Consider the following 15,262-nt stretch of genomic DNA (forward strand, 5'->3'; position numbering starts at 1 on the left):
CAATATATTTCATGCATAAATTATGCATGAAATATCAAAAAATGTCGGTGCAGAATTACAGCAAATGATTGTTCGGTTTATGAGTTATGCAAGTTGTCTAATATTTCCAGCATTCTTTCTTACAAAAACCTCCTTTGATGATGTTTCATGTACATTATGATCAGTATGAACTTTTAGATATAAAATATAATTTCCATAAGAGCCTTCCACACTTAGATACCAATAATCAAAATCTATTACTGGATCCAATCGGCTTAATGCATGAATTATCTCGTTATATGATTCAATTGAATCATGTCCTGCCCAACGCTTATACGAATCTTCACAAACTTTTTTATCTTCAATACCAACAATAACTTCACCACCCTCACTATTAGCAAAAGCAACTGTTATCTCTTCAATCACACTAGCCTTTGCTCTTTTACTTTTCAAATCAAAAAAATCATTTTCTTGACGTTCGCATAGCTCTACAGCTTGCTCTTTTGAGATTAAATTAATAGATTTTTTCTTTTCAAACATTATAAACTCAAAAAATAAGGGCTGATTACTCAGCCCTTATCTTATACTACTTATTACTTAATTATCAAATAATTAAGTCAACTGAGCAGCAGCAATTTTCTTGGTATCAACATTCGCAGCAGCGTCAGTATAGTCGCCCATTTTGTCGAAGCTTAAGTATTGGTAGATGTCAGCAGACATGCTATCAATCTGAGCTGCATACTGTTGGTATTCTTCTGGAGTTGGTAATTTACCAAGTACAGCAGCAACAGACGCAAGTTCAGCAGATGCTAAGTAAACGTTCGCACCTTGACCTAAACGGTTCGGGAAGTTACGAGTAGAAGTCGATACACACGTTGTGTTCGGAGCTACACGTGCTTGGTTACCCATACATAATGAACAACCTGGCATTTCAGTACGCGCGCCAGCTTTGCCATAAGTATTGTAGAAACCTTCTTCCATCAATTGACGTTCGTCCATACGCGTAGGTGGAGCAATCCACAAACGAGTTGAAAGTACACCACCAGGAACTTTCTCTAACAACTTACCAGTTGCGCGGAAGTGACCGATGTTCGTCATACATGAACCAACGAATACTTCGTCAATTTTCACGCCTTGAACGTCAGAAAGCAATTTAGCGTCATCTGGGTCATTCGGGCAGCAAAGAACTGGTTCAGTAATTGTCGCAAGGTCAATTTCATACACTTTCGTGTATTCAGCGTCAGCATCAGCTTTAAGAAGTGATGGGTTTGCTAACCATTTTTCCATGTTCTCAACACGACGAGCCATAGTACGCGCATCGCCATAACCTTCAGAAATCATCCACTTCAACATTGTGATGTTTGATTTCAGGTATTCAGCAACTTTCTCTTCAGAAAGCGTGATAGAACAACCCGCAGCAGAACGTTCAGCAGATGCATCAGAAAGTTCGAATGCTTGCTCAACAGTGAGGTCAGTTTCCATTTCTGTTAAGTCAATCTCAAGGATACGACCAGAGAAGATGTTTTTCTTACCTTTCTTCTCTACAGTTAAGTCACCTTGCTGAATCGCAACGTAAGGAATTGCATGTACAAGGTCACGTAGTGTGATACCAGGTTGCATTTTACCTTTGAACTTAACAAGTACAGACTCAGGCATATCCAGTGGCATAACACCAGTCGCAGCAGCGAACGCTACAAGACCAGAACCCGCAGGGAATGAAATACCAATTGGGAAACGAGTATGTGAGTCACCACCAGTACCAACTGTATCTGGAAGAAGCATACGGTTTAACCAAGAGTGAATAATACCGTCACCTGGGCGTAAAGATACACCGCCACGGTTCATGATGAAATCAGGAAGCGTGTGCTGCATTTGAACGTCAACTGGTTTTGGATACGCAGCTGTGTGACAGAAAGATTGCATAACAAGGTCAGCAGAGAAACCTAGGCAAGCCAAGTCTTTCAATTCGTCACGAGTCATTGGACCAGTGGTATCTTGCGAACCAACAGTCGTCATCTTAGGTTCACAGTAAGTACCTGGAAGTACGCCTTGACCTTCTGGAAGACCACATGCGCGACCAACCATTTTCTGTGCTTGAGTGAAACCTTTACCAGTAGGAGCAGGTTGAACTGGAGTACGGAATAAAGTAGATGGAGCAAGACCTAAAGCTTCACGCGCTTTAGTGGTCAAACCACGACCAACGATTAAGTTGATACGACCACCCGCACGTACTTCGTCTAGAAGTACTGGAGTTTTTAATTCAGCTTCAGCAATTACTGCACCGTCTTTAGTTGCAGTTACTTTTGCAGCAGCATGATCAATGTTAAGAACGATTTCATCGCCCATGTTCATGTTTGCAACATCAATTTCGATTGGCAACGCGCCAGCATCTTCCATTGTGTTGAAGAAAATCGGAGCGATTTTAGAACCTAAGCAGTAACCACCGTCTTTTTTGTTCGGGATGTGAGCAATTTCATCACCGAAGAACCAAAGTACAGAGTTCGTTGCTGATTTACGGCTTGAACCAGTACCAACAACGTCACCGACGTAAGCAACTTGATTGCCTTTCGCGATTAAGTCTTTAATTTGGTTTAATGGGCCAACTTCACCAGGAACTTCTGGATTGATACCGTCACGTACGTTTTTCAACATTGCATTTGCGTGCAATGGAATGTCTGGACGGCTCCATGCGTCTTGTGCAGGTGACAAGTCGTCTGTGTTGGTTTCGCCAGTTACTTTGAAAACAGTAAGTTTGATTTCAGTTGGAACATCTTTACGGCTAGTGAACCATTCAGCGTCAGCCCAAGATTGCATAACTGCTTGTGCATTCGCATTACCTGCTTTTGCTTTGTCTGCAACGTCATGGAACGCATCAAATACAAGAAGAGTTTTCTTCAATGCTTCGGCCGCTAATTCAGCAAGTGCAGCATCATCAAGAAGAGTAACTAAAGGAGCAACGTTATAACCACCAAGCATAGTACCAAGTAAGTAAACCGCACGTTCTTTAGAAACTAATGGAGAGGTCGCTTCGCCTTTAGCCAAAGCAGCTAAGAAAGCAGCTTTAACGTATGCAGCTTGGTCAACACCCGCTGGAACACGGTTTTCTAGTAAATCAACTAAAAATGCTTCTTCGCCAGCTGGTGGGTTTTTTAATAATTCAACTAATGCAGCTGTTTGAGCATCATCAAGTGGCTTCGGTGGGACTCCGAGTGCGGCACGTTCTGCAACGTGTTGGCGGTAAGCTTCTAGCACGGTGTTATTCCTCTTTTTTAAAAAATTATTTACGCATTCCTGCTTTAAATAAAGCTACGCAAATAATATGGACTGCTTGATTTTACTAAAATTCCAGTTAAAAGTTAATGCGCTACAAGTGTTTCTTCGTGATGCCCATTATTTTCTAACTAAATGATGCTCATATCAATTGCACATAAAAACAACAATCCAGTCAGATCGTTTGGACTTTTTTCACATTAACTTTGAACTGCCATTCAAAAACAAAAAAGGCAACTTATGTTGCCTTTTTTTACTCCAGATAAATATTCAACCTTAGTGGACAGTGGTTTCTCGTAAATACTCCACCAAGGCAGATTTATCCCCTTCAAATTTGACCTGAACTTCATCCTCATGCAGCATAAGATGCTGTGTGCCAATAAATGAAATTTTTACAGCATAGAGCTTTAGATCTATATCAATTGAGTGTTGTATATAAACTCTATCGCCAAGACTAAGCACACAATGACTCCCCGCGATGATCATACAATGTGTTTCATCTTGTAAAAGTAAATCTGCGTGATTTAAATAGCCAACGACTTCCATCTCTCACCTCATTGGTTTTTATTATTCTGCCTTCATTATTGTTTAAAAATTGATCGTTTTCTATATCTTCAAATCTCATTCATCATATATTTTAAATATGCTTAGGCTATTTTATTGATCATAAATAAACCTATTTTGTTATATGGATAACCTACCCAAGCAAAAAAGCCTTGTATCACTATTACACAAGGCTACATTTTGCATTTAAATTTTCAGGAAGGATTGTATTTTATCCGTTATAGCTCATTTAAAACTGCTTATACTCTGGCAATTTATCGTGTGGTGTGACCAAACATTTCTCTGTAGTTTGTGCCTTAATTTGCTCACGTGCTGCGTCTTTATCTTGTTTAATTTGCTCTTCTGGCAAGGCATAGACTTGTTCAATAATCCCCAAAATGAACTTTTTGGTAAATTCATCATCAATTTTATTCGCGTGTTCTATGGCTTTATCTTTTTCAATAGCACTTTGACGATCAAGCATAATTGAACGTGCAGCATTGCCCATACTGGTACAGTAACCATGCCATTGTTCTTCAGGCGTTAATGGCTTCTTTTCAGAACATCCAGCTAATGCTGCCACAATAGCCAAAAAATAAACTTTTTTCATGCATACTCTCCAATTTTGCGCTCTATGATAGTCAAACTTTTTAAAATGAAGAACTATTACGAGCTGCAAATGTGAAAAAAGCCCTGATTTGGGCTTATTTCACTGAACAAATTAACCACAACTCGCTTGAACCACTTTATTGTCTTTCGGATTAATCGTAACCGTAACACGGTCTTCACGATAATCCATCGTCACAGGTTGATCTGGTTGAACTAAACGTACGATATGTGCACTCGTTTTTTGTTTAATTTGCGCCTCGGTCAAGCCACTCTGCCCAACCAAAGCCGCCGCTTGTTCAGGTACACATTTTGCCTGATTTGCACGGAAAAACTCCCACTCTTCAACAATCTGCCCATTAGGTAAATGACAGTACCCAACCTCACCATTCGCTTCTTTTCTAATTTCTAATTTCCCATTTTGTTCAACACAAAAAGTACTTGCAGGATTTGCCATACCAACGTTTGGTCTTACAGTTTCACTCTTTTGTGCGGTGCTACAACCCGACAAAGCCGCCATAATCAGTCCAAGCATCACGATTTTTTTCATAAAGGATATTTCTTTAAATAAAAGATTAACATAACAAAAATATTGAAAACAAACTGTGCATTTTTTGCTAAATATCCATCAAAAAAGCCCATCAAATGATGAGCTTCTTATGCTTAAAACTTCTTTTATACAACAACTTTAATTCACTGAATAAATATCAAGTTCTTCATTTTTCGTTAAAACTACAGAAGCTAAAATTGGTATACCCAAAATGAAAGGTACAGAGAAGATCCAAAAGATCACGGTATAGTCAGGATTGAAGAAAAATTGAATAGCTATTGCCGCCAAGATTAAAACAGAAAATAAAATCGCTGCAAAACGCAGTACAAATTTGATTGGCATGGTGATTATCGCTCAAAATTAGCAAGTCCAATCACTATACACCTACTTTTCATATGGTTTAATTGGTTTTAGATATCTAGTGTCTGTTATCTATAGGTTTTCTTGATCCAGATGAATCACCTCAAGTACGATGGAAATACTTTTTCGAAGCTCGTTAAAATATAAAGGTCGTAGTGGAAGCTAGATTTTTAAAAAGAATGTATTAAATCTCTGACTACTTCTGAATCAAACTAACATTATTTGTAGTGAGCTTAAACTTATATATTTGAAAGATTCCTGCACCCATTATATGTAATTTACTCCATGAGAAGCGACATTACGACTGATGCTTGTTATGTTTCCCCTCCCCCTCGCTCAGGTATTTTAAACCTGTACTATCAATAAGTAGATGAAAACTGTTATTACTTTTTTGATAGCTAATCGTAATATCATAATGATTTTACCAATTGCCGATTATTATTGTATTCGAATATCACTGATATTCAGAGTTAATCTGTAAATACGAATGAAACTTTAAATACATCCTGTAATGATTCGTATAGTTACATTAAACAGCCCTTAATAGGTTTTATTTCGTCCTTTTCTTTCTTTTGGCTCGACTAACATTAAGTATTGGGATCAAACTAAAAGACATAAATTATTTTTTCAACCAGTTATCACCTAGCACTAGCTTTGTGTTATACATAGCCTTTTTCCCATTTGGGCTTTTTATGAAAACATCTTCTTCTAACGACACCGAATCAACAGTATTGGGTTGGAAATTTATTATTATTGTTGGAATTATCACGACCATCTTTTTTTCTTTTTTATATTTAGCGATGTCAAGCGATCCAGAGTATATGCCTAACCGCGAACCCAAAGTTATCCAACAACCAACAAGCACTGCAGAACATTCAGCCACTGAATCTCAACATCCAACTCATAACGGCGAAGATGCTTCTCAATAAGTAGGACATCAATAGACTTGTTGAGTTTCATTTCAGACTAAATCTACACATTAGACCTCTGTATATTCAATCTGAAATCACTCAACAGTCTGCATATAATCTACATCAACATTTTTAATGCAGACCACCACCCAAATAAAATCTTTAAAAACAATACATTACAACAAAATTCCCATTGCTTAGAAACGCCAGTTATAGAAGAAATCTACAGCACGATCGACTGACTGGCTCGCTTCCAAATACAATTTTTGATTGATTTGATAACGTAATGTTAATTTGTTGACTGGCGTAAACACACCGACACCATAACGAATATACAGATCTGGCGTAAGATACCCCGTTACACTCACTTGAGTATCATCACCTGTACCTTGAGCATCTAGTGCCAAACCGCTTAAACCAAAGGATTGTCCCAATTGATTGGTAAAGGCTCTTGTTCCACCCAAGCCCATACTAATTCCAGCTGCTGCGATGGTGTTATTTACATCAGACTTAAATGTTTCAGTCTGATTAATATTATTCGCACCCTCATTAATACGCCCTGTAATCAATGCATTCATGGCTTCTTGTTCAGTCAAACTACCGTCATTGTAAACTTGAATATTTGGATTGCTTGCTGTACCCGTAACACGTACTCCGACGATGGTTCCTTGTATGATTTTATTGGTATCGACATCCAAGGTTGGATTGGACAAAGGGCCATTAAAACGTGCAATTGCACGATTTAAATCGAGACTTTGTCCGTATGCTTCGATTTTAACCTTCTGACTTACACCTATCGCACCATTCGCTCGCATTGCTGTTTCAACACCACGTTGTGATAAATATAAGCGTCCAACCAATGGAATTCGACTATTAAAGCCTTGGAAGACAACTTGTTTGCCTAAATTAATCATCACATCCGCTTTAATATCCCAAGGACGTGCGGACTTTAAGATTGCCAACTGATCTTGTCCCTCTTGTACGATTCGAACATCAGAAGAAACATCCACTACAGGGGCAGAAGATTCAGGCATCGAGATTAACGCACGCGGAACGTCAACCTCACCTTTTAATACTAATTTTTTCTGGAAAGGCATAACATCCAGACTAAAATCAGGCGTAACAAGTGCAGTGATCAGTGGAGCTTGACGAATTAATAGATTATCGCCTTTTAAATGTAATTGAATACGTGGCTCATTTTTCCAGTCCACATTTCCTGTAAGTAAACCAACCCCCTGACCACTATTAAATGCTCCATTAATAATGGCATGGTCATTACGAATGGAAGAATAAACTTGAACATTGGTTAAATTGACAGGTAGTGAAATCATACTGATCACACCATCTTTTAAACGCATTTCGCCTGTTAAGCGTGGTTCCAAAAGTTCACCACCAATTTTCCCTGCAAAAGAAAGTGTTCCACTTAAAGTACGGATATCTTTTATAAATGGTTTAAAGACTTTTAGCTGCACTTCATTAAACGCAATCTCACCTTGTATAGGCTTATTTGCTTTGAAAGGGTCGATAATTACATTGGTATAACCCGTACCAATTTCAGGTGCTTTTACATCTAAACGAAGCTGTAGTCCTTGCGCAACACTTTTCGCATTCACTGAAATTTCATCATATCTCAATGAAGATGCTGTATCTTGAGGATCCTCAGCAGCAATTCCAATTATGCCTTGACGCGATACCATTCGCGCATCGATTTTAGGTTTACTGCCTTGCGCCCAAGCTGCTTTTGCATAACCATTGGCCTTTCCTGTAATTGCTAAACCTTCTGGCATAAATGCAGCGAAGTCGTTTAAGTCAAGGTTTTTGGTCACAAAAGAGATATTGCCTTTGGCCTTACTGATTCGGATGGGTTGATCGAAACATAATTCACTTTGCTGACTTGCCCAACAATGTGCTCCAACAAATAATTCTGTCGTATTTTGATTGAACACCACCGAAGCATTCTGACGTTGTACTAAACGAACGCGGACTGAGTCAAAATCACCTTTTTGAATCTGACCTAACCATGAGTTATTACCATTAAACCCACCTGCAAGCTGTACATAAAAATTACTAAATCGGTTGTTACCTTGAACCTTTAATACATGTGCTTTTCTTGTACCAGCAAGTGAAACCACACCTTGTTGTATTTCTCTATTGCCACTTCGTAAATTTGTCATTTCAGCTTTAAGCAATGTTGGTGTAATTTCAGAAGTTGGTAACTGACCTTGTACGCGTAATTTTTGCATACTGAGAATATTACCTACTCTAAAATTATCAACTGCAAGATTTGCCGTTGCCTGTAACCGCGGTTGTGACTGTATATTAAGATAGCCGTAAGCTCTACCTCTTAAGCCACCATACAGTTCGTATAATGCAGGTGCATTAATTTTAAGTCTTAAATTTTGTGCATTGCCTGTCGCTTGAATTTGGTTGTTTGCATAAGACATATATAAATTATTGGCTTCAAATTGCTGTGGTAAAAAGCCTTTTTGGGTGTTATTTAAAACCAAAGCCAAATTACCTGTACCACGCACAGCTTTATTATTAATATAGCCTGCTACATTTAATTTCTGAATGTTTATACGTTTAAGTGCATCAGACCAAAAACCTTCCGTTTGCACAATACCAGATATTTCACCACGAACCGTGGAGACAAAATACTGTGGTTTAAAACGAACCAGAGACGCATTAATATTCCAGCCAATGCCCTTACTTAAATCGACTTTACCTTGTGCAAGAATTTCACCTGCCGCGCCATCATGTTGAAATTGATCAATTTTTAGAAGTAGTGGTGTGCCAGAAACTTTGACTTTTAACAACCCACTACTTTCTTTAATCTTGCTCGATTTTAAGGCACCATCGTAATTTACAGCGAAGCTTTTGAAGCCACCACCGGCTTTAACATCATGGAAAAGAACCGCTACGGTACTTTTACCAGTGAGCTGCACTGTTTCTTGTTGAGCCTGTTGTGGTAAATGCCCAACCAGATTAATTGCTTTAAGCTCAATAATATGTTGATTCGGTTTTGCATATCCACTCGCCTGTATTTGACCATTGACTAAATCGACTGGTGCAGCGGCAACAACAGTTTGTGGGTTGAAATCTTGAGCCTTAAGCTTAGCATCCCATTTCAATTGGGTTTTATCTGTAGGCAAAATTACATTGGCTTGCCCACTCAAACTCCCTTTATTGGCAACATAACTGAAACTTGGCACTTTCAATATATTTTTCTTAATATCGAGTTGCGCTTTATATTGACCCGCTGGAAGTAAAGCTGATTCATGCTGACCAATCGCCGAAGAAACCACTAGATTTTGCTGACCTTCGACTAAGCGAATTTGAACATCACCTGAATCACTTTTTAACCACCCAATATAAGGCATCGCACGATCAATATTTTTCCATGCAACATCAAGCAACATGGGTTGAGGCTGTTTCGGTTTCGCTTCATTCTGATTTAATTTTAAATTCCAAGTTTCATATTGATCAAAATCAACCAAACCTGTCAGATGTAACCCTTTTTCTAAGCGACCAGTCGACGCAATTTTGGCATCAAGGCTTGGTGGTAAGAAATCTTTAACTACTTGAGGAATTAACTTATCTTTAGGGTTAATTTTACTTAAACGTCCCTGTACATCCCAATGTACATGCCTTTCCCAACTGACTAGACCTTTGGCATTAACTGTGCCATTCATCACTTGACCATTAAACTGGTCAATATTCAGTTGATGCGCCAAGTCAGTATGCATGACCGCAGTATATTTGCCTTTTGGAAGATTCTGTCCTGTTAAATCAGTCGATAATCCAAGATTGAGACGTTGTATATCCCCTTGATAACGAAGAACACCTGCTTGAGTAAATAATTTTTGATCGGTCAGTAATGGCCAGTGATAATTTTCGAACTTTAATTGTCCAAACATTGGGACATGACTACGAACGGGATGCACGACCCCCCAACCTGAAAGTAAATCAGGTGTATTCGTCGCAAATCCAGCTGTAATCGTATCCAAACTTCCTTTCGCTACAACCTGAATATCGTGAACATTTAAACTATGATTTAATGCTGGAATATTCACGATTGCCTTGGCATGTAATGGATATTTACCCTGAAAATCCATGTTCCCAGTCGCATTTTTAATGGCTAGATAGCCCATATCTGCCCTAGAGTCTTCAAACTCTAATTTAGTGTTGGACCAAAGCGCTTCATTTAACTCAATATCTTTAAAATTCACAGAGGCCGCATGTGTTTTAATCAATAAATGATCGACATCGACATGATCTAAACGGAGGGTAAATGGCAATCGAATTTCTTTAAACTGAAAAGGCTCATTACTCGGTGGTGTTTTGGTGATGACCTGTAAATTACGGACATCAGCATTATATAGATGAACTTCTTTATGTACTAAAGCTCTCCACCCTAAAGTCACTTCTGCACGATCAATCTTTACATCAACCGCAGATAAGGTCACCAAAATATTTTTTAAAATAATACCTTTTAAAAGATTACCACCTTCATATTCATAATGAATAATATGTTGACGTTCCAACACACGATTCAGAAGAAACTTACTTCCTTTGTCGGTCGAAAACATGATAGCGAAAGCAGATACAAGCAAAATCACCAAAAGAAGCAGCGTTAAAAGCACACTCCTCATAACACGACGCTTTTTAGGCAATGGTGATTCGGGTAATTCTTGTTTTTGCTGTTCTACTTCAGCCATAACCTTCTCAAGTACAAAATTAAGTTTAAATTTTAAAGTGGTGAACCAATAAAGAAATGCACGCGAATTGGATGGTCTTCATCCGAAATCCCCGACGCAACATCTATACGTAAAGCCCCAATCGGAGATGCCCAACGAATACCGACACCAACGCTATATTCTGTATCGTTACTAAAATCTTTATCATAAGCATTACCAAAGTCACTGAATAATGCTGCACGCCATCCGTCTTTAAATTGATAGTTATATTCGAGTGAACCAACTGCTAAAGCTTGCCCCCCAATTTTATAACCATCCACTTCGGGCGTTAAACTCTTATAGTCAAAACCACGAATAGATTGATCTCCACCCGCAAAATACCGAAGATTATAAGGAATTTTATTAAAGTCTTCAGTCACGATATAGCCTAGATCACTACGACCTATAAACTGATGGTCATTATTTTCACCTAATGAATAAATGAATCGCCAGCCTGCATTTAATATCGCCATATTTGCATCAGATAAAAGCGCTTCACTTCCAACTTCTACTTTATAAATTTGTCGAAAGCCCTTGGTTGGATTTACCCGCTTATCTGAATCTACGCGTGAAGCTTCATAACCTACCAACAACGATTGTTGCTCTGTATCCGAACTTGCTAAAAATGCATCAGGAATATCACTTTCATCCACTACACCATTCTGGCTTAAGCGGTCTAATCGATAACGTAAACCAAAGGTATGCTGCCAATTGCCCATAGAACGCTTAATAATACGATCTGCTCCGACAACCGCAGATTCGATAGTTAAACTATTACCTTGCGCAACATCATCTCGTTCTTCACGTTCGTATCCCCCCACCAGACTAATGTAATCATTTAGCGGATGGTTATAAGGAATGTTATAGCGCGTATCAACTGCTTGCCGAACTTTAGATAACTCTAAGTTCGCATCAAATGAGTGGCCTCTACGGTTTACAATAGCACGACGATAGGTTGTTCTTAATCGCGCACCTGTATCAGAACCCCATCCTGCACCAACTTCAGCATTATTTAATCGGTCTGCGTTTAAAGTCACAATAACAGGCACTTTTTTCTCATCGCGTGCTTGTATTTTCAGCCGTTCTTCTTCTTCCACCCGTGACTCTTGAGCTACTCTTTGCTGTTTAATTTCAGGATCCATTTCCTTTTCATTTGTCCCAGCAAATTGATCTTCATCTACAACAGATTGTGTCACTTCCTTTGCAGAGTTTACGTCGTTTTGATCTTGAGCTTGCAGTTTACTACTTGCAATTTTTTCTTGATCGACTAACGCCTGTAAATCTGGCGGAAGTTCTAAAGGCACTTCAACTAAGTCAGGTCGTACTGCATCAACTAAGGTGTAGTTAAAATAACGTGAGTTGGTCAAGTTATTTGCCAAAGTATTCACACGCCATAAAGCATAATCGGCACCATCTTCCCATGGCACCATCATTTTCAAGATGTCCATATCTAGTGGAAATGGCTTAGCAGGATCACTCATGCGGAATTCTGCGCCAGCTAATTGATAACGCTCGCCCGTTTCGAAACGCAAATTAATGTCTGCCAAATTTTGAGGCTGTGCAACTTTCACATCATGCAATCGCCAATAGGCATCAAAGTAACCATTGTTTGAAGCGGCATCTACAATTCGCTTTTTCGTACTTTCATACAACCCGTGATTTAATACGTCGCCAATGTCTAAATCAGGTAACACACTAATGACTTGGAATTGAGGGTTATTTGCACCAACACCACTAAATTCAATATTTTGATTATCAACCAAGACGGGCATATTGGGTTTAATACTGACTTTAACACGGCTTTCGCTGGTCTTCTCAAACTTAAACTCAGCTTGATAAAAGCCTACAGCCTGCGCCGACAAATTCGATAAGCTTTTTAATTGTGGCAAGGCTGCATTAAAATCACCATAGGATTCTTGCGTAAAGCTAGACAGCTTCGCACCCACGTTATTCTTTAAATTTAAAAGTGCCTGTTGATATTCTTTGTCTGGTAAATCTGGATTCGTATTTTGTGCATCAACAATAATGACCTCAGCTTTAATCCGAGGTACTTTGGCTGTCTCTAAATCATTTTTAGAGGGTCTTAGTTTGTAATACCAACGTTTAAAAAAGCTTTTTTCTTCTTCTACGACTGGTTCAGTGACTAAGCCCAACTCTGGCAATGTTTTACCCGACTCATTGGCCTCTACGACAATTTGGCTGTCCGCCTGAATACGATTCATTAATTGATCGACGTTTACAGGCGCTTGATTAATTTCTGTGAGCTCTTGCGGTGTCGGATTACGTATTACTACTTCTTGTGTCTGACCCGCACGATATCTTTCGGCTTCAGTTTTTGCTTCTTTGGCTACATTATAAATTTCATTTGCCATACCCTGATCGACTGGTATTTCAGGCAGCTCCTCCAAATCATCAAAGGTAATTGGCTTAAAGGTATCAATTTGATCGCTATGCTGCACTTGATGTTGCAACATTGCATAACTATCGGGCGCTGAAACTTTATTTTGGTCGTTTTCAACTTTTGTAAGTTGCTCAGCTCGGCTTAAATTCTGCGTCTGTGCTTCTGCTTGAATTTGTGCATTCAGCTCATCTTTAGCCGCCTGCTCAATATGGGATGTGGCTGCATTTTCAGGTTGTACCACACTCATCTCTTGAGCGAAGCCATGTTGGGCAAAAAACATTAAAAAAGCGCTCAAACACAAACTTTTATTGGTATGATTCAACTCCAAGATAGAGTTCATACTTAGGGTTAAAGCCGACTTTTTAAAATTGGTTTTTACAAGCATAGAATACTCTAAACTCATGATGGGTCTAATCAACAGCCCTTCGTATTTGTAATGAAAAGTTTAAAATTTACACTGGCTAAAGAACTCAATTTTATTGATTTTTTCACCGCAGCATAGGATTAAAATATCATACATGATTTTCATGGCTATTTTACCAGATGCTCACATTTCTTAATAAAACTTTATGAAGTTCACATTGTCATGGAAAAAAAAGAACATCTTTTAAGCACTCGTCGTTTTTTACCGATGTTTATGACTCAGTTTTTAGGTGCATTAAACGACAATGTTTATAAACAAGCCTTATTGTTGGTGATTACATACGGATGGATTAACCAACAAAGTGCCAGTGTGAGCACATTAAACAACCTTGCAGCGCTGTTGTTTATTCTGCCGTACTTCATCTTTTCAGCTACAGCAGGTCAAATTGCGGACAAATATGAACGTGCGCGCTTGGTGCGTGGTATTAAAATTCTTGAAATTATCATCATGCTGATTGGTAGTGCCGGATTTTTACTTGGACATTTATGGTTATTGTTACTCGCTCTTTTTCTCATGGGCACGCACTCAACCTTTTTTGGCCCTATTAAATATGCAATCTTGCCTGAAATTTTAAAACCCAATGAGTTAATGTCAGGGAATGCCCTATTCCAATCAGGTACTTCAATGGCGATCTTGATTGGTATGATTTTGGGTGGAGCAGTCATTTCTGCTTCGGATGGTAATTTATTCTGGATTAGCCTGACCATCGTTACGATTGCTATTTTAGGTTACCTCTCTAGTCGTTTTATTCTGAAACAGAATGTCACTACGCCTGATTTAAAGATTGATTGGAACTTTTTCAGAACCAGTTTTCAAACATTAAAGTATGCAAAAAGCATTCCGCTCATTTATTTGGTGCTATTAGGTAACTCTTGGTATTGGTTTTATGGAGCAACCTATTTAACCCAAATCCCACAACTAACGCAGCAAAATTTGCATGCATCTGAAAATGTCGTCAGTCTTCTACTGACTTTTTTCTCTGTAGGAATCGGTATTGGTTCATTGTTATGTCGCAGAATTGGTGGCACAGAAGTTAATTTAAAAATGGTTCCGATGGGCGCAATTGGTTTAACTGTATTTGCTTTATATTTGGCTGCCAGTCTCGCTTTTGTTCCAGTTCGAACTGGTGAACTTCTACATCTTGCTGATATATTCCAACAAGGTTGGAGTTATTACCACGTGATGTTAGCGGTTACTCTGCTTGGAATTAGCGGAGGTTTTTACATTGTGCCACTGTATGCCATGATGCAAGCCTATTCACCTCGCTCACACCGTGCACGTGTTGTTGCTGCAAATAACATATTAAATGCTGTGTTTATGGTTAGCTCAGCTATTTTTTCCATTATCATTTTAAGTATTTTAAAAATTGATATTAAAATACTGTTCTGCATTACCGCTGTACTGAGTGCAATATTTAGCATTTGGCTATTGGTTCGTTTAAAACCACTACTCAACACAGCTCAAGTCTCTTTAGAGGATTAA

10 protein-coding genes and 1 pseudogene are annotated in these 15,262 nt (G+C 38.7%); 2 read left to right on the forward strand and 9 right to left on the reverse strand.

Annotated elements, in window-relative coordinates; translation table 11 throughout:
- Window positions 1-84: 84 nt before the first annotated feature.
- From DCO44_RS04470 to DCO44_RS16800, 7 genes and pseudogenes are all read right to left on the reverse strand, one after another.
- On the reverse strand, window positions 85-519 hold the full coding sequence (locus tag DCO44_RS04470; protein ID WP_116759472.1) for an ATP-binding protein: 435 nt from the start codon (window positions 517-519) through the stop codon (window positions 85-87).
- Window positions 520-591: 72 nt separating this feature from the next.
- Window positions 592-3,231, reverse strand: coding sequence for a bifunctional aconitate hydratase 2/2-methylisocitrate dehydratase (locus DCO44_RS04475; RefSeq protein WP_116759474.1), 2,640 nt, complete (start codon window positions 3,229-3,231; stop codon window positions 592-594).
- A gap of 294 nt (window positions 3,232-3,525) precedes the next feature.
- Window positions 3,526-3,795: a hypothetical protein gene (locus tag DCO44_RS04480; protein ID WP_116759476.1), complete on the reverse strand. Its 270-nt coding sequence runs from the start codon at window positions 3,793-3,795 to the stop codon at window positions 3,526-3,528.
- A 247-nt stretch (window positions 3,796-4,042) separates the two neighbouring features.
- On the reverse strand, window positions 4,043-4,402 hold the full coding sequence (locus DCO44_RS04485; RefSeq protein ID WP_116759478.1) for a hypothetical protein: 360 nt from the start codon (window positions 4,400-4,402) through the stop codon (window positions 4,043-4,045).
- Between the two features lie 111 nt (window positions 4,403-4,513).
- The gene (locus tag DCO44_RS04490) at window positions 4,514-4,948 is read right to left on the reverse strand and encodes an I78 family peptidase inhibitor (protein ID WP_116759480.1); all 435 of its coding nucleotides are present in this window, start codon (window positions 4,946-4,948) and stop codon (window positions 4,514-4,516) included.
- 138 nt (window positions 4,949-5,086) lie between these two features.
- Window positions 5,087-5,290 carry a hypothetical protein gene (locus DCO44_RS04495; protein WP_116759482.1) on the reverse strand — a complete coding sequence of 68 codons (204 nt, stop codon included), beginning with the start codon at window positions 5,288-5,290 and terminating at the stop codon, window positions 5,087-5,089.
- Window positions 5,291-5,490: 200 nt separating this feature from the next.
- Window positions 5,491-5,720, reverse strand: a pseudogene (locus tag DCO44_RS16800) (transposase); the annotation flags it as partial.
- Window positions 5,721-6,000: 280 nt separating this feature from the next.
- On the opposite strand from DCO44_RS16800, the gene DCO44_RS04500 reads away from it, so the two are divergent.
- Window positions 6,001-6,237, forward strand: a complete 237-nt coding sequence (locus DCO44_RS04500; RefSeq protein ID WP_116759484.1) for a hypothetical protein — start codon at window positions 6,001-6,003, stop codon at window positions 6,235-6,237.
- A gap of 179 nt (window positions 6,238-6,416) precedes the next feature.
- On the opposite strand, the gene DCO44_RS04505 is transcribed toward DCO44_RS04500, so the two are convergent.
- The gene (locus DCO44_RS04505; RefSeq protein ID WP_116759486.1) at window positions 6,417-10,937 is read right to left on the reverse strand and encodes a translocation/assembly module TamB domain-containing protein; all 4,521 of its coding nucleotides are present in this window, start codon (window positions 10,935-10,937) and stop codon (window positions 6,417-6,419) included.
- Between the two features lie 32 nt (window positions 10,938-10,969).
- Window positions 10,970-13,741 (reverse strand): autotransporter assembly complex protein TamA, encoded by a 2,772-nt coding sequence (locus tag DCO44_RS04510; protein WP_116759488.1) that lies wholly within the window; start codon window positions 13,739-13,741, stop codon window positions 10,970-10,972.
- A 201-nt stretch (window positions 13,742-13,942) separates the two neighbouring features.
- Between DCO44_RS04510 and DCO44_RS04515 the strand changes: the two genes are divergently transcribed.
- A complete protein-coding gene (locus DCO44_RS04515) occupies window positions 13,943-15,262 on the forward strand; it encodes an MFS transporter (RefSeq protein WP_116759490.1) in 1,320 nt (439 codons plus the stop codon).

The organism is Acinetobacter sp. AM, assembly GCF_003105055.1.
Taxonomy (GTDB): domain Bacteria; phylum Pseudomonadota; class Gammaproteobacteria; order Pseudomonadales; family Moraxellaceae; genus Acinetobacter; species Acinetobacter tibetensis.